The 25351-nt window shown below is 68.9% G+C and carries 25 protein-coding genes and 1 tRNA gene; 17 read left to right on the top strand and 9 right to left on the bottom strand.

All coding sequences use genetic code 11. The features are described from left to right. Positions 1–12 precede the first annotated feature (12 nt). Genes ASF87_RS05230 through ASF87_RS05195 form a run of 8 tightly spaced genes read left to right on the top strand, consistent with a single transcriptional unit; the run spans position 13 to position 8174 of the window. Positions 13–969 (top strand): ABC transporter permease, encoded by a 957-nt coding sequence (locus ASF87_RS05230; RefSeq protein WP_056374711.1) that lies wholly within the window; start codon positions 13–15, stop codon positions 967–969. A gap of 1 nt (position 970) precedes the next feature. Further along, complete coding sequence (locus ASF87_RS05225; RefSeq protein WP_056374708.1) at positions 971–3025, top strand: dipeptide/oligopeptide/nickel ABC transporter permease/ATP-binding protein; 2055 nt, start codon at positions 971–973, stop codon at positions 3023–3025. After that, positions 3022–3822, top strand: coding sequence for an ABC transporter ATP-binding protein (locus ASF87_RS05220; RefSeq protein ID WP_056374706.1), 801 nt, complete (start codon positions 3022–3024; stop codon positions 3820–3822). Before ASF87_RS05225 ends, ASF87_RS05220 begins: the two co-directional genes overlap by 4 nt. Positions 3823–3837: 15 nt before the next feature. After that, positions 3838–4785 carry a dihydrodipicolinate synthase family protein gene (locus ASF87_RS05215; protein ID WP_056374704.1) on the top strand — a complete coding sequence of 316 codons (948 nt, stop codon included), beginning with the start codon at positions 3838–3840 and terminating at the stop codon, positions 4783–4785. 32 nt (positions 4786–4817) lie between these two features. Next, entirely contained in the window at positions 4818–5783 is a 966-nt protein-coding gene (locus ASF87_RS05210) for an ROK family protein (RefSeq protein WP_235558868.1), read from the top strand. Further along, positions 5780–6463: an N-acetylmannosamine-6-phosphate 2-epimerase gene (locus ASF87_RS05205; protein WP_056374703.1), complete on the top strand. Its 684-nt coding sequence runs from the start codon at positions 5780–5782 to the stop codon at positions 6461–6463. The genes ASF87_RS05210 and ASF87_RS05205 overlap by 4 nt, the downstream gene beginning before the upstream one ends. Continuing rightward, the gene (gene nagB / locus ASF87_RS05200; RefSeq protein WP_056374701.1) at positions 6463–7239 is read left to right on the top strand and encodes a glucosamine-6-phosphate deaminase; all 777 of its coding nucleotides are present in this window, start codon (positions 6463–6465) and stop codon (positions 7237–7239) included. Before ASF87_RS05205 ends, nagB begins: the two co-directional genes overlap by 1 nt. Then, the gene (locus ASF87_RS05195; protein ID WP_056374700.1) at positions 7236–8174 is read left to right on the top strand and encodes a DUF4862 family protein; all 939 of its coding nucleotides are present in this window, start codon (positions 7236–7238) and stop codon (positions 8172–8174) included. The genes nagB and ASF87_RS05195 overlap by 4 nt, the downstream gene beginning before the upstream one ends. An 18-nt stretch (positions 8175–8192) precedes the next feature. Here ASF87_RS05195 and ASF87_RS05190 read toward each other — a convergent pair whose 3' ends face one another. The 3 genes from ASF87_RS05190 to ASF87_RS05180 form a co-directional block, all read right to left on the bottom strand. Continuing rightward, positions 8193–9116: a DUF1295 domain-containing protein gene (locus ASF87_RS05190; protein ID WP_056374697.1), complete on the bottom strand. Its 924-nt coding sequence runs from the start codon at positions 9114–9116 to the stop codon at positions 8193–8195. Between the two features lie 17 nt (positions 9117–9133). Next, positions 9134–10963 carry an AMP-dependent synthetase/ligase gene (locus ASF87_RS05185; protein WP_056374696.1) on the bottom strand — a complete coding sequence of 610 codons (1830 nt, stop codon included), beginning with the start codon at positions 10961–10963 and terminating at the stop codon, positions 9134–9136. A gap of 152 nt (positions 10964–11115) precedes the next feature. Next, positions 11116–11631: a TetR/AcrR family transcriptional regulator gene (locus ASF87_RS05180; RefSeq protein WP_056374694.1), complete on the bottom strand. Its 516-nt coding sequence runs from the start codon at positions 11629–11631 to the stop codon at positions 11116–11118. Between the two features lie 126 nt (positions 11632–11757). Between ASF87_RS05180 and ASF87_RS05175 the strand changes: the two genes are divergently transcribed. After that, complete coding sequence (locus ASF87_RS05175) at positions 11758–12897, top strand: zinc-binding alcohol dehydrogenase family protein (RefSeq protein WP_056376345.1); 1140 nt, start codon at positions 11758–11760, stop codon at positions 12895–12897. Between the two features lie 62 nt (positions 12898–12959). Here ASF87_RS05175 and ASF87_RS05170 read toward each other — a convergent pair. Further along, positions 12960–13030, bottom strand: a tRNA-Gly gene (locus ASF87_RS05170). A gap of 93 nt (positions 13031–13123) precedes the next feature. Here ASF87_RS05170 and dcd point away from each other — a divergent pair. The 3 genes from dcd to ASF87_RS05155 are packed head-to-tail and all read left to right on the top strand — an operon-like array spanning position 13124 to position 14409. Next, positions 13124–13729, top strand: a complete 606-nt coding sequence (dcd, locus tag ASF87_RS05165) for a dCTP deaminase (protein ID WP_042536862.1) — start codon at positions 13124–13126, stop codon at positions 13727–13729. A gap of 1 nt (position 13730) precedes the next feature. After that, entirely contained in the window at positions 13731–14201 is a 471-nt protein-coding gene (locus ASF87_RS05160) for a hypothetical protein (RefSeq protein ID WP_056374692.1), read from the top strand. Beyond that, entirely contained in the window at positions 14194–14409 is a 216-nt protein-coding gene (locus ASF87_RS05155; RefSeq protein ID WP_056374690.1) for a DUF2283 domain-containing protein, read from the top strand. The genes ASF87_RS05160 and ASF87_RS05155 overlap by 8 nt, the downstream gene beginning before the upstream one ends. Before the next feature lie 17 nt (positions 14410–14426). Here ASF87_RS05155 and ASF87_RS05150 read toward each other — a convergent pair whose 3' ends face one another. Then, complete coding sequence (locus ASF87_RS05150) at positions 14427–14861, bottom strand: DUF6069 family protein (RefSeq protein ID WP_056374687.1); 435 nt, start codon at positions 14859–14861, stop codon at positions 14427–14429. An 87-nt stretch (positions 14862–14948) separates the two neighbouring features. Between ASF87_RS05150 and ASF87_RS05145 the strand changes: the two genes are divergently transcribed. Then, positions 14949–15533 carry a TetR/AcrR family transcriptional regulator gene (locus ASF87_RS05145; protein WP_056374686.1) on the top strand — a complete coding sequence of 195 codons (585 nt, stop codon included), beginning with the start codon at positions 14949–14951 and terminating at the stop codon, positions 15531–15533. A gap of 91 nt (positions 15534–15624) precedes the next feature. Here ASF87_RS05145 and ASF87_RS05140 read toward each other — a convergent pair whose 3' ends face one another. Further along, on the bottom strand, positions 15625–16452 hold the full coding sequence (locus tag ASF87_RS05140) for a MarR family winged helix-turn-helix transcriptional regulator (RefSeq protein ID WP_056374684.1): 828 nt from the start codon (positions 16450–16452) through the stop codon (positions 15625–15627). Between the two features lie 105 nt (positions 16453–16557). Between ASF87_RS05140 and ASF87_RS18000 the strand changes: the two genes are divergently transcribed. Then, positions 16558–17172 carry a MarR family winged helix-turn-helix transcriptional regulator gene (locus ASF87_RS18000; protein ID WP_235558867.1) on the top strand — a complete coding sequence of 205 codons (615 nt, stop codon included), beginning with the start codon at positions 16558–16560 and terminating at the stop codon, positions 17170–17172. A gap of 170 nt (positions 17173–17342) precedes the next feature. Then, positions 17343–18779: an HNH endonuclease signature motif containing protein gene (locus ASF87_RS05130; protein WP_056374680.1), complete on the top strand. Its 1437-nt coding sequence runs from the start codon at positions 17343–17345 to the stop codon at positions 18777–18779. A gap of 22 nt (positions 18780–18801) precedes the next feature. On the opposite strand, the gene ASF87_RS05125 is transcribed toward ASF87_RS05130, so the two are convergent. The 3 genes from ASF87_RS05125 to ASF87_RS05115 are packed head-to-tail and all read right to left on the bottom strand — an operon-like array spanning position 18802 to position 22113. Beyond that, positions 18802–19722, bottom strand: coding sequence for a cation diffusion facilitator family transporter (locus ASF87_RS05125; protein ID WP_056374678.1), 921 nt, complete (start codon positions 19720–19722; stop codon positions 18802–18804). 27 nt (positions 19723–19749) lie between these two features. Further along, a complete protein-coding gene (locus ASF87_RS05120) occupies positions 19750–21162 on the bottom strand; it encodes an MFS transporter (RefSeq protein WP_056374676.1) in 1413 nt (470 codons plus the stop codon). A gap of 51 nt (positions 21163–21213) precedes the next feature. Beyond that, the gene (locus tag ASF87_RS05115; RefSeq protein ID WP_056374674.1) at positions 21214–22113 is read right to left on the bottom strand and encodes an Lrp/AsnC family transcriptional regulator; all 900 of its coding nucleotides are present in this window, start codon (positions 22111–22113) and stop codon (positions 21214–21216) included. Between the two features lie 221 nt (positions 22114–22334). Between ASF87_RS05115 and ASF87_RS05110 the strand changes: the two genes are divergently transcribed. Both ASF87_RS05110 and ASF87_RS05105 read left to right on the top strand, forming a co-directional pair. After that, on the top strand, positions 22335–23657 hold the full coding sequence (locus ASF87_RS05110; protein ID WP_056374671.1) for an MFS transporter: 1323 nt from the start codon (positions 22335–22337) through the stop codon (positions 23655–23657). Next, positions 23654–25342, top strand: a complete 1689-nt coding sequence (locus ASF87_RS05105) for an amidohydrolase (RefSeq protein WP_056374670.1) — start codon at positions 23654–23656, stop codon at positions 25340–25342. Before ASF87_RS05110 ends, ASF87_RS05105 begins: the two co-directional genes overlap by 4 nt. Positions 25343–25351 lie beyond the last annotated feature (9 nt).

The raw sequence follows: 25351 nt of genomic DNA, 5'->3' as shown, positions 1-25351 counted from the left end.
AAGGAGCGGCACGTGTCCCACACGCTCCGCCTCATCGGACGACGGCTGCTGCAGCTGCCGTTCATGATCCTCGGCATCACGTTCCTCGTCTTCTTCGTGATGTCGTTCTCGCCCGTCGACCCCGCCCGCACCGCGCTCGGCGAGACCGCATCCCCGGAGGCGCTGCAGGCGTACCGGGAGCAGTACGGCCTCGATCAGCCGCTGCTCGTGCGCTACTTCACCTTCCTGGTGGGGCTGCTGCAGGGCAATCTCGGCACCTACTCGGCGCGGAGCCTTCCGGTGATCGACGAGGTCGTCCGTGCGTTCCCCGTCACACTGGCGCTGACCTTCCTCGGCCTCCTCATCGCCGTCATCGTCGCCTTCGTGATCGGCGTTCTCGCCGCCGTCTATCGTGACCGCTGGCCCGACCAGCTCATCCGCATCATCGGGGTGGCGTCGCTGTCGACGCCCTCGTTCTGGCTCGCGATCCTGCTCATCCAGCTCTTCACCCTCGGGCTGAACGTGCTGCCCGCGTCCGGCCCATTGCCCGATCCGTGGACCGACCCGGCAGGGTGGCTCGCCCGCATGGCGCTGCCGGCCATCGCTCTCGCCGTTCCGGTGATCGGGCAGCTCTCCCGCGTCGTGCGCACCTCGATGGTCGAGGAGCTCGACCGCGACTACGTGCGCACGGCCCTCGGCGCCGGCATCCCGCGGACCGTCGTCGTCGGTCGCAACGTGCTGCGCAACGCCCTGATCACGCCCGTGACCGTGCTCGGTCTGCGCATCGGCTACCTCATCGGCGGGGCGGTCGTGATCGAGATCATCTTCGCGATCCCCGGCATGGGCACGCTGATCCTCAACGGCGTGACCAACAACGAACCCAATCTCGTGCAGGGCGTGACACTCGCAGTGTCACTGGCCTTCGTGGTGATCAACATCATCGTCGACCTCCTGTACGTGCTCATCAATCCCCGAATCCGGGCGGTGTGACATGCGACGCAAACTGACTGAACGACTCTCGCTTCCGGGACTCCGCCTCGGCGGCCTGTCCCTCGGCTCCCTGATCTGCATCGTGGTGCTCGCGGTGATCGCGCTGGCCGCGATCGCCGCACCCCTGATCGCGCCGTTCGACCCGCTGGCATCCGGCGCCCCGGTGCAGGCACCGAGCGCGGAGCACTGGTTCGGCACCGATCGCCAGGGCCGCGACATCTTCTCCCGCCTGGTCTACGGCGCCCGGTACTCCCTGGTGATCGGGATCGGCGCGACCCTGGTCGCGCTCGCCGCGGCCTGCGTGTTCGGCACCATCGCCGCCACCGCGCCCCGGTGGATCTGCGAGACCCTGATGCGGGTGATGGACGTGGTGATGTCCTTCCCGGGCATCGCGCTCGCCGCGGTGTTCGTGGCGGTGTTCGGCAAGTCGCTCCCGGTGCTCGTCCTCACGATCGCCTTCCTCTATGTGCCGCAGCTCACCCGCATCATCCGCGCGAACATCCTCGATCAGTACGGCGAGGACTACGTCTCGGCCGTGCGGGTCATGGGCGCGGGCACTCCGAGGATCATCGCCACGCACGTCGCCCGCAACGCGATGGCCCCGGTGCTCGTCTTCGCGACCGTGCTCGTCGCCGACGCGATCGTCTTCGAGGCGTCGCTGTCGTTCCTGCAGGCGGGCGTGCCCGACCCCGAGCCGTCGTGGGGCAACGTGATCGCCGCCGGTCGCAACCTGCTGATGAGCGGGGCCTGGTGGGCGACGTTCTTCCCCGGCATCCTCATCATGCTGACAGTGCTCTGCCTCAACATCCTCTCCGAGGGGATGACCGATGCGATGGTGTCGCCGCGGGCACGCAAGATCACCGCCGATGCCGCGAACACCGAGGAGCCGACGCACGAGCTCGAAGAGGCGGCCGCCGGCCCCGACGACACGAATGTGATCGTCACGGTCGACACCGCCGTCAATCTCTCCGTTCCGAGCGGCGTGCCGGACGTGCTGGTGCCGGTGGCACCCGCGGTGCCTCTCTCCGAGCGGCTCGCCGTTCTGCGGCAGCGCGAGCTCTCCCGCACCGATCGGCTCGTCTACGCGGGCGACGAGACCCCGTTGCTCGATGTGCAGGACCTCTGCATCTCGTTCCCGAGGCACGGCGACGTCGACGTGGTCGACCATGTCAGCTTCACGGTGCGCCCCGGCGAGACCATGGCGCTGGTGGGCGAGTCGGGCTGCGGCAAGTCGATCACCTCGCTGGCCATCATGGGCCTGCTCGACCCGAAGGCCGACGTTCGAGGGCGCATCCTCTTCGACGGCCAGGATCTGCTGCAGATGACCCCGAAGCGACGCAACGCGCTGCGGGGCCACGACATCGCGATGATCTATCAGGATGCGCTGAGCTCGCTGAATCCGGCGATGCTCATCCGCTCGCAGATGAAGCAGCTCACCTCGCGGGGTGGCACCCGCACAGCCGAGGACCTGCTCGAGCTGGTGGGTCTCGACCCCGCGCGCACCCTCGCCTCGTATCCGCACGAGCTGTCGGGAGGTCAGCGGCAGCGCGTGCTGATCGCGATGGCGCTCACCCGCGACCCGCGCCTCGTGATCGCCGACGAGCCGACCACGGCCCTCGACGTCACGGTGCAGGCGCAGGTCGTCGAACTGCTGATGCGGCTGCAGCGCGAGCTCGGCTTCGCTCTCGTCTTCGTCTCGCACGACCTCGCGCTCGTCGCAGAGCTCACCCACCGCATCACGGTGATGTACGCCGGTCAGGTCGTCGAGCAGGGCACGACCCGCGAGATCCTGACGCAGCCGGTGCATGAATACACGCAGGGGCTGCTCGGGGCCGTGCTGTCGATCGAGGCGGGCTCCGACAGGCTCCACCAGGTCTCCGGCGTCGTCCCGTCGCCGCGCGACTTCCCCGCCGGCGACCGCTTCGCTCCTCGTTCGTCCGACCCGGACCGCTACGCGGGGGTCGCGCCGGTGCGCCGACGGATCGAGGGAACCGAGCACTACTACTCGGCGCATCCGGACGATGCGCCCATCGATGCGATCGGAGCAGGACGATGAGCGAGACCGTCATCGAGCTCGAGGACGTGCACGTCCGCTACAAGACGCGTGCGTCGTCGCTGTTCACGCCGAAGTACGTCGGCGCACTGGCCGGCGTCTCGCTCACCGTGAAACGGGGGCAGACGCTGGGGATCGTCGGCGAGTCGGGCTCAGGCAAGTCCACCTCGGCGAAGGTTCTGGTCGGCCTCGAGAAGCCGACCAGCGGCCGCGTCGTGTTCGGCGGCGAGACGGTGACCTCGTTCACGCCGGCCGTGCGCCGACGGCTCGGGCGGATCCTGTCGGTCGTCTTCCAGGACCCTGCCACGGCTCTGAACGCCCGGATGACCGTGCGCGATGCGCTGCTCGACCCGATGCAGGTGCACCGGCTCGGCACGCCGGCGAGCCGTGACCGCAAGGTGCGCGATCTGATCGGACTCGTCGGTCTGCCGGCCTCCACACTCGAGGCGTTGCCCAGCCAGCTCTCCGGCGGTCAGCGTCAGCGTGTCGCGATCGCGAGGGCGCTGGTGCTGGATCCGCAGGTGATCGTCGCCGACGAACCCACCTCGGCGCTCGACGTCTCGGTGCGGGCTCAGATCCTCAACCTGCTCACCGACCTGAAGGAGCAGCTCGGCCTCGGCATGGTCTTCATCTCGCACGACATCCAGACCGTCCGCTACCTCTCAGACGAGATCGCCGTGATGAACCGGGGGAGGGTCGTCGAGTTCGGCGATGCCGCCCGCGTGTTCGAGGCGCCCTCCGACGACTACACCAGAACGCTGCTGGGCGCCGCGCCCTCGCTGCTCGAACCGACCAACTGAAACGACCGGAACACAATGACTGCTGCATCCTCCTCCGTCACCTTCACCGGTGTCATCCCGCCCGTCGCCACCCCGCTGCTGCCCGACGGCACGATCGACCACGTCTCGCTCGAGCGTCTCGTCGAGCGACTGATCGCCGAGGGCGTCTCGGGGCTGTTCGCGCTCGGGTCGACGGGCGAGACCGCCTACTTCACCGACGACCAGCGCGTCGAGCTGCTCACCACGATCGTCAGGGTGAACGCCGGTCGGGTGCCGATCATCGCCGGTGCGATCGAGCTGACTGCTCCCCGCATCATCGAGACCGCGCGTCGTCTGGTGGCGGCCGGCGCACAGGCGATCGTCACGACGGCACCGCTCTACACTCTGAATTCCGCCGCAGAGGTCGCCGATCACTTCCGGGCGATCGCCGCGGCGATCGACGTGCCGCTGTGGGCGTACGACGTGCCCGTGCGGGTGCACTCCAAGCTCGGCATCGACCTGCTCGTGCGACTCGGCACCGAGGGAGTCATCCACGGGGTCAAGGACTCCTCCGGCGATGACGTCTCGTTCCGCCGTCTGATCGCCGCGAACGACGCCGCCGGGCGCCCGCTGCAGCTGCTCACCGGTCACGAGGTCGTCGTCGACGCGATGGCGCTGGCCGGAGCGGACGGCGTGGTGCCGGGCTTCGCGAACGTCGAGGCCGCGGGCTACGTCAGGCTGTGGGATGCCACGCAGCGCGGCGACTGGACAGAGGCGCGCACCGAGCAGGAGCGCATCAACCGCGCGTTCGACATCGTCTTCGCACCGCAGGGTCTCTCGGGTGACGCGACCGGAGTGGGCGCGTTCAAGGCCGCCATGCACGCCCGCGGCATCATCGACCACGCGACGATGGCCGACACCGTGCAGTCGCTCGATGCCGACACCATCACGCGCATCCGACAGATCCTCTCGGAGCAGGGGATGCTGCCGGTCGTCGTCTCCTGATGGCGCATCGTCTCGGATCAGCGCATGGTCTCGTGTCAGCGCATCGTCTCGTGTCAGCGGAGTCGCGCGACGTGGTCTTGGCGGTCGACATTGGCGGCACCAAGACGTCGGCGGCCCTCGCCGACCGTGACGACATGCTGCTGCGCACCGAGACGGCGCCCACGCGAGCAGCGGAAGGACCGGCGGTGGTCGTCTCGACCGTCGCCGGTCTGGCGCAGAGGCTTCTCGACGGATCACCCCGACGTCTCTCGGGCGTCGGGATCGGCGCGGCCGGCGTCGTGAACGCCGTCACCGGCACGATCGTCTCGGCGACCGACACCTTCGCCGATTGGCCGGGCACGCCCGTGGCCCGGCTCGTGCGCGAGGCGCTGGGCGACATGCTCGCTCCCGGCGCCCCGGTCGTCGTGCAGAACGACGTCGACGCGCATGCCGAGGGCGAGCACCGGCACGGGGCGGCGGCCGGTGCGGCCAGCGTGCTCGTCGTCGCCGTGGGAACCGGTGTCGGGGCAGGACTCATCCTCGACGGCAGCGCCGTGCGCGGCGCGCACCACGTCGCGGGCGAGATCGCCCACCTGCCGACCCCGGGGGCCGAGCATCTGCGCTGCCCCTGCGGCCGCATGGGTCACCTCGAAGCCATCGGCTCCGGCATAGGTCTGCACGCGCACTTCCGTCGGCTGGGCGGAGATCCGCTCATCGCCGATGCCCGCGGCATCGCGGCCGCCGCGGCGGACGGCGACCCGATCGCGCTCCGTGCCGTCGGCGAGTCCGCCGCTGCCGTCGGGCGCGCGCTCGCCGGCGCCGCGACCATCCTCGACCCGGAGCGCATCGTGATCACCGGGGGAGTGCCGAAGATCGGCGACGCGTGGTGGAAGCCCATGCTGAGCGCGTACGCGGACGACGCCATCGATGCGCTGCAGTCCACTCCGATCCTGCCGGGCGCGCTCGGTGACGACGCGCCCCTGCGGGGCGCCGCAGCATCCGCCTGGAGGGCGATATGACATCCACCGACATCCTCGACGAGCTGCGAGGGGGCCTCATCGTCTCGTGCCAGGCCTACCCCGGCGAGGCGATGCGTGATCCCCGCACCATGGCGCAGGTCGCGCACGCGGCGGTCGTCGGCGGAGCCGCCGGCATCCGGGTGCAGGGCCTCGATGACATCAGAGCCGTCGCCGGGATGACCGTGCCGGTGATCGGGCTCTGGAAGGACGGTGACGTCGACGTCTTCATCACCCCGACGCTCGAGCACGCGAAGGCGGTCGCCGACGCAGGTGCCGACGTCGTCGCGATCGACGGGACCCGCAGGCGAAGGCCGGATGGGAAGAGCCTCGCCGAGACGGTCGCGGCGCTCCGCGAGCACACGGACGCCTTGATCATGGCCGACTGCGGCTCGCTCGACGACGCCCTGGCTGCCGAGCAGGCCGGCGTCGACATCCTGGGCACGACGCTCTCGGGCTACACGGCGGAGCGCCCGAAGACCGAGGGGCCGGATCTCGAGCTGATCTCGCTCCTCGCCGCCCGCTGCAGCACCCCGATCATGGCGGAGGGGCGGATCCACTCGCCTGCGCAGGCGGCCGCCGCGGCCGCCGCCGGGGCATTCGCCGTGTGCGTCGGCACCGCGATCACCCACCCGGCGACCATCACATCATGGTTCGTCGCCGCACTCACCGAGGAGAGCTGATGGACGTCGTCATCGCACCCGAAGCCCAGATCGGAGAGATCGTCGCCGACGACATCGCCGCCCTGATTTCCGCTCGACCGGATGCCGTGCTCGGCCTCGCGACGGGATCGAGTCCGCTGCGCATCTATGACGCGGTCGCCGAGCGCGTCGAGCGCGGGGAGCTCTCCCTCGCCAGCGCTCGCGGGTTCATGCTCGACGAGTATGTCGGACTGCCGCTGGGGCATCCGTGCCGCTACAGCACGGTGATCGACGAGGACTTCGTCTCGCGCGTCGATCTCGCCCCCGGCGCGGTGCGCGGGCCGGACGGTGACGCCGCTGATCTCGACGCGGCGTGTGCCGGCTACGAGAAGTCGATCCGCGATGCCGGCGGTGTCGACCTGCAGATCCTGGGCATCGGCACAGACGGGCATATCGCGTTCAACGAGCCCGGCTCGTCGCTGGCGTCGAGGACCCGAGTGAAGACGCTCACCGCACAGACCCGTGAAGACAACGCCCGTTTCTTCGGCGGCGACGTCGACGCAGTGCCGTATCACTGCCTCACGCAGGGGCTCGGCACGATCATGGACGCGCGACGCATCGTGCTCGTCGCGACCGGTGAGGCGAAGGCAGAGGCCGTCGCGCAGCTCGTCGAAGGGGCGGTGTCGGCCCGATGGCCCGCGACGATCCTGCAACACCACCGACGCGTCACCGTGCTCGTCGATGACGCTGCCGCGTCGGGGCTCGCGCTCGCCGAGTACTACCGGCACACTCAGGCGCACCGCCACCTGGTGTCATGAAAGAGCCGCTCGCACCGCTGCTGGTCAGCTCCTACGCGGTGTCTCCCGCGCACGCGACCTGGGATCCCGATCTCGAGGCCGAACTTCTGCCTGCGCTCTGCACACTGCCCGGTGTCGTGGGGCTCGAGGTTCCCTGGATCGGCGGAATCCATCCGCATGACTCCGAATGGTTCCTGCGCCACGTGCCTGTCGGGGCGGAGCTCGCGGTGACCCCGCTGCCATGGGTGATGAAGCGGTGCGCGGCCGATGCCCGCTACGGCATCGCCTCCCCGGATGAGGATGGGCGTCGCGCCGCCATCGCAGATCTGCGCGCGGTCGCCCATGACGTGCGGCGGATCGACCACGACACCGATGCGTCAGTGACGGTGGTCGCGCTCCACACCGCCCCTCAGGGTGGAGGAGATCGAGCGCGTCTGGCGGCATCGCTCGCCGAGATCGCCGGATGGGACTGGGCGGGAGCCCAGCTCGTCATCGAGCACTGCGACGCCGCGGTGCCCGGTCATCCGTGGGAGAAGGGCTTCCTGACGCTGGACGACGAGCTCGGCGCGATGCTCTCGGTCGACGCTCCGCTGGCGCTCTGGCTGAACTGGGGTCGCTCGGTGATCGAGACGCGCGACGCCGACGCGGTGACCGGGCAGATCGCCGAGGCGGCGGCGACCGGTCGGCTCGCCGGGCTGACGTTCTCGGGGTCGGCAGCGATCGACGGCCCCTATGGCCCAGCCTGGACGGACGGGCACCTGCCGCTCGCGGCAGCGGATCCCGCATCCGGTTCGCTGTTGGATGCGGCCCATGTCGCCGCCGCGCTCGCCTCCGCCGGTCAGGTCGAGCGACTCGGGCTGAAGGTCAGTCGACGGCCGGGAGACACGACGGCGGAAGATGTCATCCGGACGGTCGACGACAATCTGCGCGCGTTGAGGGCGGCTGCCTGCGCGTGAACCCGGTCTCCGCGCTTTCTACGCAGCACGCTCCCGCACGGCAGGCCGGGTGAGGCGCGGGACCAGGGAGGGCGTGTTCTCGCGGTACTCGACGTAGTCGGCGCGGTCGCCCCACTTCTTCTCGGCGCGCGCTTCGAGCAGTGGGATGCCGCTCACGCGGGTGAGCAGCAGGATCACGAACAACGGCGACAGGATCGCGACCCACTGCCACCCCGCGAGCACGGGTGCGGCGGTCAGGAACACGCCCACCCAGATGACGATCTCGCCGAAGTAGTTCGGGTGCCGCGAGCGCGACCACAGGCCGGTGCGGATGAACTCGTCCTTGTTCTTCGGGTCGGCGCGGAACGCCGACTTCTGCGCGTCGGCGACGATCTCGATGGTCATGCCGAGCAGCCACACGACGATGCCCACGACGGTCAGCCATCCGATGGGCGCTCGTGCCGCAGCATCCGTGCTGATCGCGATCCATGCCGCCGCCGCCGTGATCGACACCCACGCACCCTGGATCACCCACACCTGCAGGAAGCGCACGGGCGAGCCCTTGATCTCGTCGAAGCGGCCGTCGGATCCGGCCTTGTGCACGCGCAGGGCGAGGAACGACCCGAGGCGCACGGCCCACAGGATCACCATCGCCGCGAGAATCCAGCTGCGCGCATCGGGCATAGGCGTCAGCAGCACGAGAGCGACCGAGATGGCCAGGAAGGTGAGGCTGCCGGTGAGGTCGAAGAACCGCTCGGTGCGCAGGATCATCGCCGGGATGAACGCGATGACCTGGATGGCGAATGCCGCGGCGACGGCGAGGGCGAACAGCGGGATGCCGCCGATCGCCGCACCGCCCTGGCTCCCGGCGAGTGCGACGAGGGCTCCGATGGCGAGCGCGACGATGATCGCGATGAGAGACGATCGCGAAGACTTGGGGGTGGAGGAGGTGGGGGAGGACATCGTTCTCTTTCTGCTTCTCAGAGGTACAGGTCTTCGACGGTGACGGCGGCGCGATCCAGCACGACGCTCCGCTTGAGCTTCATGGTCGGCGTTACCAGGGCGCGGTCGTCGAGGTCGGCGAAGACGACGCTGAAACGGCGCACCTGCTCGCTGCGGGCCACGAGTGCGTTGGCGGCGTCGACGGCATTCTGCAGGCGAGCGTGCAGGGTCGGGTCGGTCACGGCGCGGAGGTCGGCCTCGGCGATCGGAGGGATGCTGACGCCTTCGGATGCCGCCCAGGCCACGGTCTGCTCGGGGTCGAGCACGAGAAGCGCCGAGAGATACGGTTTGCCCTCGCCCACCATCACCGCGTGCGAGACGAGCGGATCCGCCTCGACCGCGCTCTCCCACCGCGTCGGCACCACCGTCTTGCCGTTCGAGGTCACGATCACGTCTTTGAGTCGGCCTTCGAGGAAGAGCCGGCCCTGGTCGTCGAGCCGCCCGAGGTCGCCGGTGCGGAAGAAGCCGTCGACGAAGGCGCCCTCGTCGTGGGCCGGGTTGCGGTACCCGTCGAAGACGCCGATGCCGCGGGCGAGCACCTCGCCGTCGTCGCTGATGCGCACGGTGAGCCCGGGCAGCGGCGAGCCGACGCTGCCGGAGGCGATGCGACCGGGCAGGTTGCCGGTGAGCGGCGCCGTCGTCTCGGTGAGACCGTAGCCCTCGATGACGGGAACGCCGATGCCGCGGAAGAAGAGCGAGAGCTCGGCGTCGAGCGCGGCTCCACCCGACAGGATGTATCCGACGCGCCCGCCCATCACGGTGCGGAGGCGGCGGTAGAAGAGAGCGTCGAAGAAGCGGTGCCGCAGGCTGAGCCCGACGCCTTTCCGGACACGGCGGCCGGCGTCGATCCGTTCGGCGCGGTGGCCCCAGGCGACGGCCGTCGACCGGGCCTTGGCCCACACCGCCGAGAGCTTCTTCTCGGCGGCTTTGTCGGCCGCGGCGGCCTGGATCTTCTGCAGCACCCGCGGAACGACGACCAGGAATGTCGGGCGCAGAGTGTCGAGGGTCGCGACGACCGTCGAGGGATCGGAGAGGTGCGCGATGCGCATGCCGCTGGCCAGGCAGATCAGCTGCAGCCCGCGCGCCAGCACGTGGGCGAGGGGCAGGAAGATGACGGTGTTGCCCTGCTCGTTCACGATCTCGCGATACGCGGCGGCGATGTTGAGGACCTGCCCGAGGAAGTTCCGGTGCGTGAGCACGACGCCCTTGGGCTCGCCCGTGGTGCCCGAGGTGTAGACGATCGTCGCGGGGTCGTCCTGCGAGGCCGAAGTCCTGCGAGCCTCGAGTTCGTCGTCGGCGACGTCGACGCCCCGCGCGACCAGGTCGGAGAGCGTGCCGGATGCCGCGGCATCCATCGTCCAGGCGCCGAGAGTGTTCCGTCCGGTCTGCGTGAGCGCCGCCCGCAGAAGCACCGCGTGCTCCGTGGTGCCGCCGATCGCCAGGCGCACGCCGGCATCGGCGACGATGGCGTTGACCTGCGACGGCGATGACGTCTCGTAGATCGGCACGACGACGGCGCCGGCGAACCAGGAGGCGAGGTCGGCGACGGCCCATTCGTAGCGCGTCGGCGCCATGATCGCGATGGGGTCACCGGCCCGCACGCCCTGGGCGATGAAGCCCTTGGCCAGAGCGCGGACCTGGGTGAGGAACTCCCGAGTCGTGATCGGGCGCCACGGGCCTCGAGCATCCGCGCCCTTGACCTCGAAGGCGACGTGATCGGGAGCTGCGGCTGCGCGTGCGACCAGCAGGTCGGTGACGTTGCGATACCCTTCGAGGTCGGCGAGCGGCGGGGTCGACGATTCGATCATCGGAACTCCTCTCGGGCGCGGGAGAACGGGCCCATCTGCTCCTGTTCGGAGCCCGGGAGGAATCGGATGGGGAAAGGCACTGCTGCTGTCTCGGCCAGTCGACGTCTCGGCACTCTCCCGTCGGTGTCCAGCCGAATGCGGTGGGGGCGATGTCACCCGTTGATCCATCCCTGCACGTCGGTCCACACCGCAGTCAGGGCATCCTCGAGTGAGAGATCGGAGGGGCCCTCCAGCCATCGGTCCATCGCGAGGTCGAAACACGTCACGGCGAGGGCGGCCAGGGTATGTGCGTGCTCAGGGGCGATGCCGCGCTGGTTCAGTGACCGTTCGATGGCGCGCGCGAGGTAGTGACTGCGCAGAAGATCGCGTTCGTGCAGCGCGGGTTCGCTGCGGATGATGCTGCGTCGACGTGCGATCTGCTCCCGCCACTCCTGGAGGCCTCGGCATGCTGCCGCGAGGCCTGCGCGCACGGTGGCCGTCCCGCCGCGTTCTTGCGGGATGGACTCCATGAAGTCGCTCACCGCTTGGGGGAACTCGCGATCTCGGAGGAACAGCACATCCCGTTTGTCGGAGAAATGGCGGAAGAACGTCCGCGTGGTCAGTCCCGCCGCCTCGGCGATCTGGGGAACCGTGGTTCCCGAGTACCCCTGGTCGGTGAACAGGTTCATCGCTGCAGCTTCCAACCGCAGTGCAGCATCCGGTGACCATCGAGGCATACAGCAATGATGACACGAACTGTCGTAAGCTCGATTGTGATGACACGAGATGTCATCGGATTCGGAGAGCGGAAGAAAATGAGCGACAACACTGCGGCGTGGATCGATTCCGCCTATGCGGACCTGACGATTCGAGATGCCCCGATGCCGAAGCCGGGGGCGGGGCAGCTCGTGCTCGAGGTGCATGCGGTGGCGGTGAATCCGCTCGATGCGATCATCCAGTCCAACGGCACTGTCATGTACGGATGGTTGCGCTACCCGGTGATCCTCGGGGAGGACGTCGCGGGCGTGGTCGTCGAGACCGGAGCGGGCGTGGACGACTTCGTCGTCGGAGACCGCGTCGTGGCGTATGCGATGGGTTTGGAGAAGGGCCGGGATGCCGTGTCCGAGAGCGGCTTCCAGGCCTACGTCGCGGTCGACGCGAGCCTGGCCGCCGCTCTGCCGGCCACCACCGCTTTCGAGGATGCCGCCGTCCTGCCGCTGGCGGTGTCCACAGCGGCGGCCGGCCTGTTCGAGAAGGAACAGCTGGGACTGGACTACTCCCGTCTCGGAGACGCGGCGCATCGCGATGAGGTCGTCGTGATCTGGGGCGGCGCGACAGCCGTCGGAGGCAATGCGATCCAACTCGCCCGAGCGGCCGGCTATCGCGTCATCACGACGGCCTCTGCGAAGAACCATGACCGGATGAGGCGGCTGGGAGCAGAAGCCGCCTTCGACTATCGCGACCCGGAAGCGGCGAATCGGATCGTCGAGGCGGTCGGCGGCTCCGCGGTGGCGGGGATCCTCGCCGTCGCGGTGGGATCGGCCGAGCCGTGTCTGAGGATCGCCCGCGCCACCGGTGCCACGCGGCTCGCGATGGCGAGCCCTCCCGTCTCGTTCTATGAACAACCCCGTCGTGGCGGTCTCTCTCTCGCCCGCATCCGACTCTTCCTGAAGCTCGGAACGCGAACCGCCCTCCTGCAGGTGCGCAGTCGCACTCGTGGCATCAGGGCATCATTCATCTGGGGAAGCGCCATCGCCGCTTCTCCCGTGGGTCCGGCCGTCTGGGGCGGGTATCTCCCTGCCGCTCTCGCCTCGGGCAGCCACCACCTCTACCCGGAGGCCCACATCGCAGGACACGGGCTTTCGGCCATCCAAGAAGCCATCGACACCCTTCGCCGTGGCGTATCGGCACGGAAACTCGTCATCACTCTCGACCACCCACCGACGAATCCGTGATGGATCTACGAGGAGGTGCCGGAGTGCGTCGCGGGAACAGCGAGCGGGGCTCACATATACGGAGGGGCTGACGGGAATCGAACCCGCGCTATCTGCTTGGGAAGCAGAAGTTCTGCCATTGAACTACAGCCCCGTACCCGCATCCGAGGAGCGGGTGAACGCAAGCCTACCCGCCCGATCCGTCATGGCCAAAGTGTCGGCCGCGTGTGGTGACTAGGCTGGGGCCGTGCTTCTCAGCGACCGCGACATCAGAGCAGAACTCGCCTCCGGCCACATCGGTCTCGACCCGCACGAGCCGGAGATGATCCAGCCGTCGAGCATCGACGTGCGCCTCGACCGCTACTTCCGTCTCTTCGACAATCACAAGTACCCGTTCATCGACCCGTCGGTCGATCAGCCGGAGCTGACTCGGCTGATCGAGGTCGACCCCGACGAGCCGTTCATCCTGCACCCCGGTGAGTTCGCGCTCGGCGCGACGTTCGAGCAGGTCTCGCTGGCCGATGACATCGCGGCCCGCCTCGAGGGCAAGTCGTCACTCGGTCGCCTGGGGCTGATCACGCACTCGACCGCCGGCTTCATCGACCCCGGCTTCACGGGGCACGTGACGCTCGAGCTCGCGAATGTCGCGACGCTGCCGATCAAGCTGTGGCCGGGCATGAAGATCGGACAGTTGTGCTTCTTCCGGCTGACCTCTCCGGCTGAGAATCCGTACGGCTCCGGTCCGTACGGCAACCGCTACCAGGGACAGCGCGGACCCACGGCATCCCGCTCGTTCCAGAACTTCCACAAGACCGACGTCGGAACGACCGACGTCGGAGCCGTAGGGGGCTGACATGAGCGGTGACAGCAGAGATCCGTCCATCCCGTCGGAGGACGCTGTCGTTCCGCCGCCGCCGGCCGAGATCCCGATCCCCGACGGTCTGATCCCGCCGCCTCCGTCGGAGTCTGCGATTCCGGATGCGGTGATCCCGCCGCCTCCGTCGGAGTCTGCGATTCCGGATGCGGTGATCCCGCCGCCTCCCCCGGAGGCGATGCTTCCGTCGACGCGCCGATCGCGGCCGAAGCCGGCGATCCTCACCGGCGACCAACCTGCGCCGGTCGCGGAGGACTGGTCGCAGCCGTCCGTCGCGCCCGAGGCGCCGACATCAGGCGGATACGGCGCGCTGACTTTCGTGATCTTCGCGTTCCTCATCGTCTTGCTCGTGGCAGCGATCGCCGGGGCCGTCTATCTCGGCACGAACGTGTCGTTCGCGCTGGCGACTGGCGAGCCTGCGACGGTCGCCGGGTCGCTGTGGCATGGGTGATCTGAGATACGACCCTGAGGTCGATGCCGCCTATGTGACGCTGGGTGCTCCGATCGCCGACGGCGAGGTTGCACGAACCGTTCCGGTCCACCTGCCGGACGGCGTCTCGGGTGAGCTGTTCCTCGATTTCGACGAGGACGGCCATCTGCTCGGCATCGAACTCCTCGGTGCCTCTCGGTTGCTCCGTCCGGAGGACCGCGCCGTCTGACATACAGCGGGTTCCCGTCAGCTCGACCGCGACGCCCACATGTACGCGGGCACTGCCACGGCGACGACCACGAGGTGCATGACCATCAGCGCGATGACGGCGCTCACTGTCGTCCCGGGGATGAAGCGCAGGGCGACCAGCACAACGTCGGGGACGAATGACGCCACGGTCACGATCGGCACGACCATGGTGAGAGTGCGGCGGGGGTCGCGCGCGTGGCGGCGCACGAGCGACCATCCGATCCACCCGGCGATGATGCCCACGGTGGTGAACAGGCTGAAGGCGGGGAACGTCAGCGGGCCGTAGGTCGTCGGCGCGCCGGCGGCAACGGCGATGAGGGCGACCATGGAGTTCGCCGCGATCGCGATGGCCACGGCGGCGGCGAGTATGAGGGCGCGACGCAACCGTGAACCGGCGGCGTGCCGATCTCCGCGGGCGGTGGTGGTGACCATGACGACTCCTTCGCTGATCTCATTCCGGTACTGATCAGTACCGGATATAACGGTACTGCTCGATACCGGAATATACAATGGGGTGCGATGAGCGAAGACGAATCGAATCGGCGCGCAGGGCGTCCCCGCGACCCCGGCGTCGAGGGGGCGATCCTCGATGCGGTTCAGGAGCTCCTCATCGAGAACGGCTATGCCGGCACGACGATCGGCGCGGTCGCTGATCGTGCGCGCTGCGGGCGGTCGGCCATCTACCGTCGCTGGGAGAACAAGGCCGAACTCGTCGTGGCGGCTGTCCGGGCGCTGCAGGTGACCGCCGCGGTTCCGGACACCGGAACGCTCCGCGGTGATCTCATCGCCGCGGCTATGCACTTCGCCCAGGCGGATGAACGGACGGCGGGCGTGCTCGCCAGCATCCTGAGCGAGATCGGCCGCGACGACGAGTTGCGCGACGTCGCCTATCGAGTGGTCGGGGGACCGCCCGTCGCAGCGCTCGGCGCGGTGATAGAGCGGTGGATCGAGCGGGGCGAGGTCCGGGCGGACGCTCCGGTCGCGCTCATCGCGGGTCTCGTGCCGACCGCCGCGTTCGGCAGCATCAGTCTGCGCCGGCGTGCGCTCGAACCGGATGCGGTGGTGCAGCTGGTGGACGACGTCGTCCTTCCCGCTCTCCGGTAGGAGGTGGCCCCATTCCCGGTGAACGGCGAACGCCCCGTTCGCCGGAGCGAACGGGGCGTTCTGTGGATCAGGTGCCTGCTGACGGATGCCGTCAGGCGTCGCGACCGCGGGAGAACCCGGCGTCGAAGCCGCGCTCATAGGCGTGCTGCGCCGCTCGGGCGACGCGGTGCTCGCCGCGGCGGGGCCCTTCGTGCCTGACGTGCTCGTGTCCGCCGTGCTCGCGCCCGGCGCCAGCGTGACCGTGGTGCGCGCGATCGTGCGCGTCCGCGAAGCGGTCGTGCCCCGGGTGCCCGCGGTGTCCGCAGTCGTGGCCGCCGAGCTCGGCATCCGCTCCGTGCTCGTGCTCGGAGTCGAACCCGGGTGCGAAGCCGCGACCGCGTCCGAACGGGTGTCCGTGGCGACGGCCGAAGCCACGTCCGGGACGGCCGGGGCCGAACCCGTGCTCGGACGCGAAGCCGCGACCGAAGCCGCGGGGTCCGAAGCCGTGACGACGACCGCGCCCACGGGGGAGCGGAGTCTCTTCGTCCCAGCCGAACGCACGGGCGATCTGCTCGAGCGAGTTCATCGTGGTCTCGAGGTCTTCGGGGCTCACGGCGTCCGTGACCTTGGCGCGGATGCCGTCGACGATGCCGCCGAGGCGCTCCTTGGCCGCACGGCCGTCGTCGGTCAGCGTCCAGCCGTCGCCGTCGGCGACGACCCAGCCACGCTCGACGAGGGCATGCAGCTTGTGGGCGTTCAGGGGGCGACGTGTGGGCGCGGTGCCATCGATGACGTTGAGGATCCGCCAGTCGCGGCGGCTGGCGTGCTCGCCCTCGAATGCGGAGTCGAACTCGGCCGCCATCAGGCGGTCGACGGCCTTCAGCCAGTAGCCGAAGGGGCGGTGGGTGCTGTCTGTGTTCTGAGTGTCAGAGGTGTTCATGAGTGGAGTCCTTAGATGTCATGGGGCATGTGCTTGTCAATATACATGTATATGTAGTGTGACATGCAGTAATGATCCATGTCAAGTCGCATGTAAAATCGAATCGTGAGCTCCGCTGAGAACGACCCCGCCGAGGCCATAGCCCGCGCCCTGTCGCGCCTGCGCGGACGACGTCCTGGCGAGCGCGGGCGCGGCCCGCGAGGCATGGGCGGGCCGCACGGGTGGCACGGCGGGCCGCACTCCGACCACGCGGATCATGCCGACCACGCAGAGCATTCGGACCATTCGGGCCATTCGGGCCATTCGGACCAGGGGCATCACGGGCACGGGCGCCCTGGGCACCCGGGCATGCCGCCCTGGATGAACGACCCGTCGGGACGCTTCGGCGGACCGGCTCGCATGCGGATGCTCGAGGCGCTCGCCGCGGCGTCGGCCCCGCTCAGCGTCAGTGACCTCGGTGCGGCGATCGGCGTCGACCAGCCCCGAGCATCGAGGCTCGTGCAGCAGGGGGTCGCACACGGCTTCGTGCGCCGTGAGGCCGACCCCGACGATGCGCGGCGCACCCGGATCGCGCTGACCGACGAGGGTCGGAAGATCGCCCGTGGGATGCGGGGCGAACGGCGAGAGGCGCTGGAGAAGGCGCTTGCGGCCTTCACCGATGACGAGCGCGACCAGCTCGCGACGCTGCTGAACAAGCTCGCCGACAACTGGGAGAGCTGAGCTCGCACGTGACGTGCGCTGTCGGCCGGCGTTACCGGTCGCCGGTGTTCCGCGATCGCTGACCGGTGTTCCGGAACGCTCATCCGGTGTTCCGGAATATGCTTCTGATCTGGTCGAAAAGTGCTCGATTCTGCGGTCTGAATGTCGGTGACCCCGAGTTGGATGAAGCCATGTCATCCCGCACTCGCGCCCTCCTCGATCAGGTCGTCGCCGACCTCGATCGGGTGCTGTCCGATGACGCGCTCGCCGGATTGTCTGACGCAGAACGGGTGGAGGTGCTGCAGGCGGCGGGCGCGGCGTTTCGTCGGGTCGAGGCCGTGGTGGTCGAGACGATCGCGACGGGGGATGCGGTGGAGTTCCCGCATTCCACCGGATGCCGCACGCAGAGCGAACTGCTGCAGCGCACGCTGCTGACAGACCTGCGCGGGGCGACGCGCGTCGGGAAGGTCGTCGATCTGGTGCGGCGGAGGGTGAACCTGGTCTCCGGCGACCGCATGCCTGCACGGTGGCCGGCGCTGCGAGAGGCGATGCTCGACGGTGCGATCGGAGTCGCTGGGATGCTCGCCGCAACCGAGCCGATCGAGAAGGTGTCGTATCGCATCAGCGCCGCTGACCGGCTCGACGCCGACGAGTGCCTCGCCCGTGCGGCGAGGGGCGTCAGGCCCGACCCGCAGGCCGGCCCCGGCGCAGAGGCGCAGGGCCCGGCCCCGACGCTCGACGAGCTGAAGCTCCTTGCAGAGACGTTGGTCTCGCTGCTCGACCCCGACGGAGACGAGCCCGGCGATGAGCCTGCCCGCCGCCGGGGGATAACCCTCGGGCGGGTGCGCGACGGACTGCGGTCGATCAAGGGATACCTGACGCCCGAGGTCGCGGCCCAGCTCGAGCTGATCCTCGATGCGGTGAACAACCCCAAGGGCGACGGGCCGCCGATGCCGGGCGTGGCGTTCACCCCCACCGATTCGGGCGCGGCCGACGACGACGATCCGTACAACTCTGATCCGCGTGCCGTCATCGATGACCGCACGGCGGCGCAGAAGCGGCACGACGCATTCGCCGTCGCCCTGGCGATCGCCGCCCGACACCGAGACATGCCCACTCTCGGCGGCGCGTCCCCGACTCTGGTCGTGACGGTGGATGCGAAGGACCTCGAGCACGGCACTGGGCGTGCGAGCGTCAGCGGTGCGTGGGGACAGCTGCCTGCGAGTGTCGCCTCGCACGTCGGATGCTCGGGGACGATTCAGCGGGTGCTCATGGACGAGGGCCGGATCATCGGGATCACCACGACGGATCGGGTGTTCTCCGTGCACCAACGCCGCGCGATCATCGCCCGCGACAAGGAATGTCTCATCCCGGGGTGTCATGTGTCGGCGTCGTGGTGCGAGATCCACCACGTCACCGAGCACGCCAGGGGTGGGCCGACCCATACGGACAACGGTGTGCCGTTGTGCTGGTGGCACCACCGAAGTCTGGGCACGTCCGGGTGGAAGATCCGGATGAACGACGGCATTCCGCAAGTGCGGGGGCCGGCATGGTGGGACCAGGCACAGCAATGGCGCACCCCGCGGCTCAGTCTTCCGGAAGAGTCGGCCCTTGCTCCCGCTGGATGATTCGGCGTCCAGGGTGAGAGGTTCAGGGGACCTTGCCGAACTCCAGCGACTTCTCGTCGTCGACCGACAGCGACAGCACCACGGTCTCGACGACCGGATGCGCCTCGATCTGCTGTTCGATCGCGCGCAGGCTCCGGGCCACATCGTGTTCGCGGGCGTCTCCGGTGAGATCGACCTCGGCGACAATGAAGAGTCGGTTCGGGCCCACGTACTCGATGTGCAGATAGGTGAGCCGCTGGATCTGCGGGGACGAGAGCAGTGCGCGCCCGACGCGATCGCGCAATGCGGGCGACGCGTTAGAGCCCACGAGAAACGCGATGTTGCGGCCGATGAGGATGATCGCGACCACCCCGAGCAGCACGCCGACGAGGATCGACCCCACGGCATCCCACGCGGCGACTCCGGTGATCTGGTGCATTGCGATCGCACCGGCCGCGATCACCAGTCCGACCAGGGCGGCCATGTCCTCGAAGAACACCGCCCGAAGCGTCGTATCGCTCGTTTCGAGCACATAGTCCCAGGTCGACGATCCGCGCTCGCGCGCCAACCGTCGCGACTTCACCATCGCCTGCGTGAACGACGCCCCCTCGAGCACGAAGGCGATGCCGAGCACGGTGTACGCCACCCCGGGGCTCTCTACGGGGCCTGTCTCGGCGAGTTCCTGCACGCCGTGCATGATCGACACGATCGACCCCGCGGTGAAGATCCCGAACGCCGCGATCAACGACCACACGAACGCCGCACGTCCATAGCCGAGCGGATGCCGCTCATCCTTCACCCTCGCGCCCCGGCGGTCGGCGATGAGCAGGAACACCTCGTTGCCGGCATCCGCCCACGAATGCGCCGCCTCGGCGACCATCGACGCCGAAGACGTGATCACCGCAGCGATCGTCTTGGCGATCGCGACGAGGATGTTGGCGAGAAAAGCGATGATGACCGTCACGCGGTCAGGCTACTCCCGCATCGCCGCTCAGCCGCGCTGCGTCGCCTTCACCGGCAGCAGCAGCAGGAATCCGGCGATCAGCACCAGCACGATGCCCAGGATGCCGTACGACGTCGAGCCCGAGAGCACGATCAGCAGAGTCCAGGCGCCCGATGCCATCCAGCTCGCCGCACGCCCGGTCGTCGCATACAGGCCGAAGATCTCGCCCTCCCGTCCGGCAGGCGTGATGCGGGCGAGGAACGACCGCGACGCCGCCTGGGCGGGGCCGACGAAGGCGCAGAGCACCAGACCGCCGATCCAGAAGACGACCGTTCCGGCATCCACCAGGAAGAACACCGCGAGGCCTGCGACCACCATGGCGGCGAGCGAGACGAGGATGATCCGCTTCGGGCCGAAGCGGTCGTCGTAGCGCCCGGCGATGATCGTCGAGACGCCCGCGATGAGGTTCGCGGCGATGCCGAAGATCACGAGGTCGAGGAAGCCGAAGTCGAACACCTGGCTGGCGATGACGGCGCCGAAGGCGAAGACGCCGCCGAGCCCGTCACGGAACACGGCGCTCGACAGCAGGAACCAGAACGTCTGACGAGTGTCGCGGTTGCGGTACAGGCCGACGACGTCCTTCACCAGCAGGCCGTAGGAGGCGAAGAAGCCGACCTTGCGTTCGGGGCGTCCGAGCGACGGCTCCGGCACGTTGAGGAAGATCGGGATCGAGAAGACGATCGCCCAGAGCGCACAGGCGACCGCGATGATGCGGAACGGCAGTCCCGCGTCATCCGGCAGGCCGAACCAGTCGAAGACGTAGAAGACGACGACGAGCACCAGTGCGAGGATGCCGCCGATGTAGCCGAAGCCCCAGCCGAGGCCCGAGATGCGCCCGACGGTCTTCGGGTTCGCGATGCCGATCAGCATGGCGTTCGAGTTGACCGCGGCGATCTCGCCGAAGACGGACCCTGCCGAGATCAGCGCGACGCCGAGCCAGAACAGCGTCGGCGTCGGTTCGACGAACCACAGGCCGAGCATGCAGGCGACGAGCGCCCCGGTGCCGATCCCGAGCCAGAGCTTCTGGCGCCCCGCGGCATCCGCGCGCTGACCCAGCACCGGTGCGATCAGGAGGATCGCGATCCCGGCGATCGTCGACCCGAGGCCCAGACCCGAGGCGAGGTCTGCCTCGGCCGCCTCGCGGATCGGGTCCTTCGCGTCGAGGCCGGCGATCTCCGCCGGAAGGAACGCCTCGGTCGTGAGATACAGCGCCGTGAAGATGAAGGTGAGGATGACGGTGTTGAAGGGCTGCGTCGCCCAGTCCCACAGCGCCCACGAGTAGACCTGCTTCTTCGGTGCGGGGGTCTCGCCGCGCAGGTCGAGGCCGATCACGCCGACCGCGCCGCTGTTCGCCGTCGCGGCGGGCTCGGGCACCGCGCCGCTCTGCGGGGATTCGCTCATGATCGCAGTCTGACGGCGCCCGGTGAACGGACGGTGACGGCGCGCCGCACGTCAAGGGTGGGGCATCGGCTCGCGCAGCGTCCGCGCGTAGTCCTCTTTGAGCACGGCCAGGTGCAGCCATGCCTCGATGCGGGTGACGCCGGCGAGCGACCTCAGCCGCTCGAGACTTGCGTACAGCGCCCCCGCAGACGGCTCGACCAGCGTCGCCACCGCGTCGAAGCGCCCGAGCGTGCGGGCGGCGAAGTCGATGCCTCGACCGGTCTTCAGTTCCTCGATCACCGCCTCGTCATCGTGGTTGAGATTGAGGCCGACGCCCATAGACAGCTGTCTGTGCGCAAGACCCCTGGCCTCGACCGCGCTGATCTTGATCACCCCGCCGTCGATCAGTCGCTGCACCCGGGTGGCGACGGCCGAGGGGGAGAGGCGCACGGCCTCGCCGAGCGCACGGAAGCTCATGCGCCCGTCGGACTGCAGCCGCTCGATGAGGTCTTCATCGACCGCGTCGAGCGTGACGTCACCGTGGTACTCCGAGACGAAGAAGCCCTTCACGACGGTCGAGTAGATGATCGTGTTGATGTCGAGCACGCCGTCGATCGCTCGGATCTGCGCCAGCAGGTCGTGCAGATCCGCCATGGTGCCCAGGCGCACCTCGGTGACGAGGTCGTGGGCGCCGCCGACCGCCGAGACGAGCACGGTCTCGCTCATGTCGCGCAGGTGCTCGGCGACGATCTCCACGGCCCCATCGGTGCGGATCGACACGTGCGCGAGCACGTGCTGACCGAGGAACACCGGATCCACCGCTGCCACGACGCGCACGGTGCGATCGTCGAGCATCGTGCGCAGTCGGGCGGCGACCGCGGCTCTCGACTGTCCGAGGCGCAGCGACAGCGAGCGGATGCTGGCGCGACCGTCTTCCTGAAGAGCGCGGATCAGTTCGGCGTCGAAATCCATGGACCACCCACATTCGTCAGTTTCCCGCGAACGCGCCGCCGCAGGTGCATAACTGCAGTCTAAAAGCGGTCAGTGCGGTTGGGTAGGCGAATAGTGCGTGATCCAGCGAGCACAACATCAGTGAATCAGGCTTCACACTGGAGTTCTGACCTTGTCCTCGCGTCCACACGTCCGTAGCATCCTTCGCTATCCGACATCTTCCGCAAAGGAGCGGGCCACACATGACTTCCACCCACAGCAAGGCGCGACGCGCAGGCTTCGCCGCCTTCGTCGGCACCACCATCGAGTGGTACGACTTCTACGTCTACGCGACCGCTGCCGCCCTCGTCTTCGGTCCGCTGTTCTTCCCGAGCGGCGACCGGCTCGCCGAGACCGCAGCGGCCTTCGCGACGTTCGCCGTCGCGTTCCTCGTCCGCCCGCTCGGCGGCATCATCTTCGGCCACATCGGCGACAAGCTCGGCCGGCGCACGTCGCTCGTCATCACGCTGCTGCTCATGGGCGCGGCGACCGTGCTCGTGGGCTGCCTGCCCACGTATGAGAACATCGGCATCCTCGCTCCGATCCTCCTGATCCTGCTCCGTGCCGTCCAGGGCCTCGCGGTCGGCGGCGAATGGGGCGGCGCCGTGCTGATGAGCGTCGAGCACGCCCCCGAGAAGTCGAAGACCTTCTACGGCGGCTTCACTCAGCTCGGCAACCCGGCCGGCGCCCTGCTGGCCTCGGGCGTCTTCGCGATCATGTCGCGCGTCGGCGACGACTTCATCATCAACGGCGGCTGGCGCATCCCGTTCCTGCTGTCGATCGTGCTGGTCGGCGTCGGGTTCTGGGTGCGCTACCGCGTCGAGGAGACCCCGGTCTTCGAGACGAAGATCGAGGGGCGCAAGCAGTCGATGCCCCTGGCCTACGCGTTGCGCACCAACTGGCGTCCGATCCTGCTCGGCATCGGCATCCTGCCCATCTCGACCGGCGGCTACTACCTTGCGACGACCTTCGCCACGGCCTATGCGACGGGCGACCCGATCGCGATCGACGAGCGCGTGATCCTCGACGCGATGACGATCGCCTCCTTCGTCGAGTTCGTCGTGACTCTGCCGGTCGCCTGGCTGGGCGACAAGTGGGGCCGCAAGAACGTGATGTACATCGGTCTGATCACTTCGGTGCTCACCTTCGTCCCGTTCCTGCTGATCCTCCCCGGACGCGTCGAGCCGCTGATCTTCCTCTTCGCCTCGCTCGTGCGCATCGCGATGAGCGCGACCTACGCTCCGATCGCGGCGCTGCTCGCGCAGATGTTCCGTCCGCAGTCCCGGTACACGTCGATCGCGCTGTCCTACGGCGTGGGTGCCGCGATCTGGGCAGGATTCTCGCCCTGGTTCGCGACGCAGCTCATCGCCTGGACAGGCAACATCTGGTCGGTCCTCGCGATGTTCACCGGCATGGCTGTGATCGCCGGCATCTGCACGAAGCTCGCCCCGCAGCACTCGGATGAGGCCCCGGTCACGGCATCCTTCACCGCCCGCACCGACACGACCGCGAACAGGCTGCCATGAGAAAGCTCACTCCCTTCGACCGCTCCGCCCAGACGATCCCGCAGCTGTTCACGGCTCGCGTGATCCGGACGGTGGATGCGGATGCCACGACGGCGACCGCCATGCTCACCGATCGCGGCCGGATCCTCGCGGTCGGCACCCCGGCCGAGTGCCGGGCCGCGGCGGAGCGCGCGGGGCTCGCACCCGACCACGTCGATCTCGGTGACGCGGTGATCGTGCCCGGTTTCGTCGATGCGCACGCCCACCCGCTGATGTTCGGGCAGCTGATGACGTGGGTCGACTGCGGACCCGAGAAGGCCGAGAGCATCCCCGAGATCGTGGCGCTGCTGAAGGCGGCGGCGGTGGACGCACCCGCCGGACGCCCGGTGCGCGGCTACGGCTACGAGCAGCGCAACCTCGCCGAGAAGCGGCATCCCACCCGCTTCGAGCTCGACGAGGTCGCCGCCGACCGAGAGGTCTACCTGATGAACGCCTCCGGACACGGCGGCGTCGTCAACTCGTACACACTCGCCAAGAACGGCGTCGACCGTGACACGCCGAATCCCGACGGCGGCGAGTTCTTCCGCGACGCCGACGGCGAGCTGACGGGCGAGCTGTCGGATGCCGCGTGCAACATCCTCACCGGCGTGCACGGGGTGAAGATCGGCCATCACGGTCCGAACTTCCACCTCGCCGACGAGCCCGAGGAGCACCTGCGGCAGCTGGATGCGGCGACGCAGCGCTTCCTCGCCGGGGGTGTCACGTCGATCGGCGACTGCCAGGTCACCCGGCGCGAGTTCGACATGTACCTGCGTCTCGCCGAGGCCGGCCGCCTCGAGCTGCGGGTGTCGATGTACCTGCTGTCGCACCTGCTCGACGAGGCGCTCGAGATGGGTCTCGTGGGGCAGTTCGGCAACGCCCACCTCAGCTTCGCCGGCATCAAGCTCTACGCCGACGGCACGCTCGGCGGCTGGACGGCGTACTTCCCCGACGGCTACGTCGGCGACCCGTGCCGCACGGGTCAGCTGTACCACGAGCCCGCCGAATATGCGGCGCTGATCAGCCGGGCGCATGCGGCGGGCCTGCAGACGGCGACACACGCGCAGTCGCCGACCGCGATCGAGATGGTCGTGTCGGCGATCGAGGCGGCTCTCGCCGAGCGCCCCGACTCCGACGCGCGGCACCGCATCGAGCACTGCGGTCTGCCGACGCCCGAGCAGATCGACCGGATGGCGGCCTCCGGCATCCGCCCGGTCAATCAGACCCAGCACTACTTCAACTGGGGCGAGGGCGTCGAAGAGGCGATCGGCACTCCGGGCGAGCGCTTCAACCCCCTCGGCGAGTTCGAGAGGGCGGGGGTGCGGTTCACGATCTCGTCGGATGCTCCGGTGGCCGAGCCCATCCCGCTCGAGGCGATCCAGACGGCCGTCACCCGCGTGACCCGTCGGGGGCACAAGCTCGGGCCAGACGATCTGCGGGTCTCCGCCCTCTCGGCTCTGCGCGCGCACACGATCGAAGGCGCCGTGTCGATCGGCCGCGAAGACGACCTCGGCTCGCTCGAAGTCGGCAAGTACGCCGACTTCGTCGTGCTCTCCGACGACCCGCTGACCGTCGACGCCGAGGAGATCTCGTCGATCGCCGTGCGCGAGACGTGGGTCGACGGCACACGCCGTCACGTCGGCGCCGCAGTCATGGTCTCGGCATGAGCGAGGATG

Source organism: Microbacterium sp. Leaf161 (assembly GCF_001423645.1).
Lineage (GTDB): Bacteria > Actinomycetota > Actinomycetes > Actinomycetales > Microbacteriaceae > Microbacterium > Microbacterium forte.
This window is presented reverse-complemented; position numbering and strand designations above follow the sequence as displayed.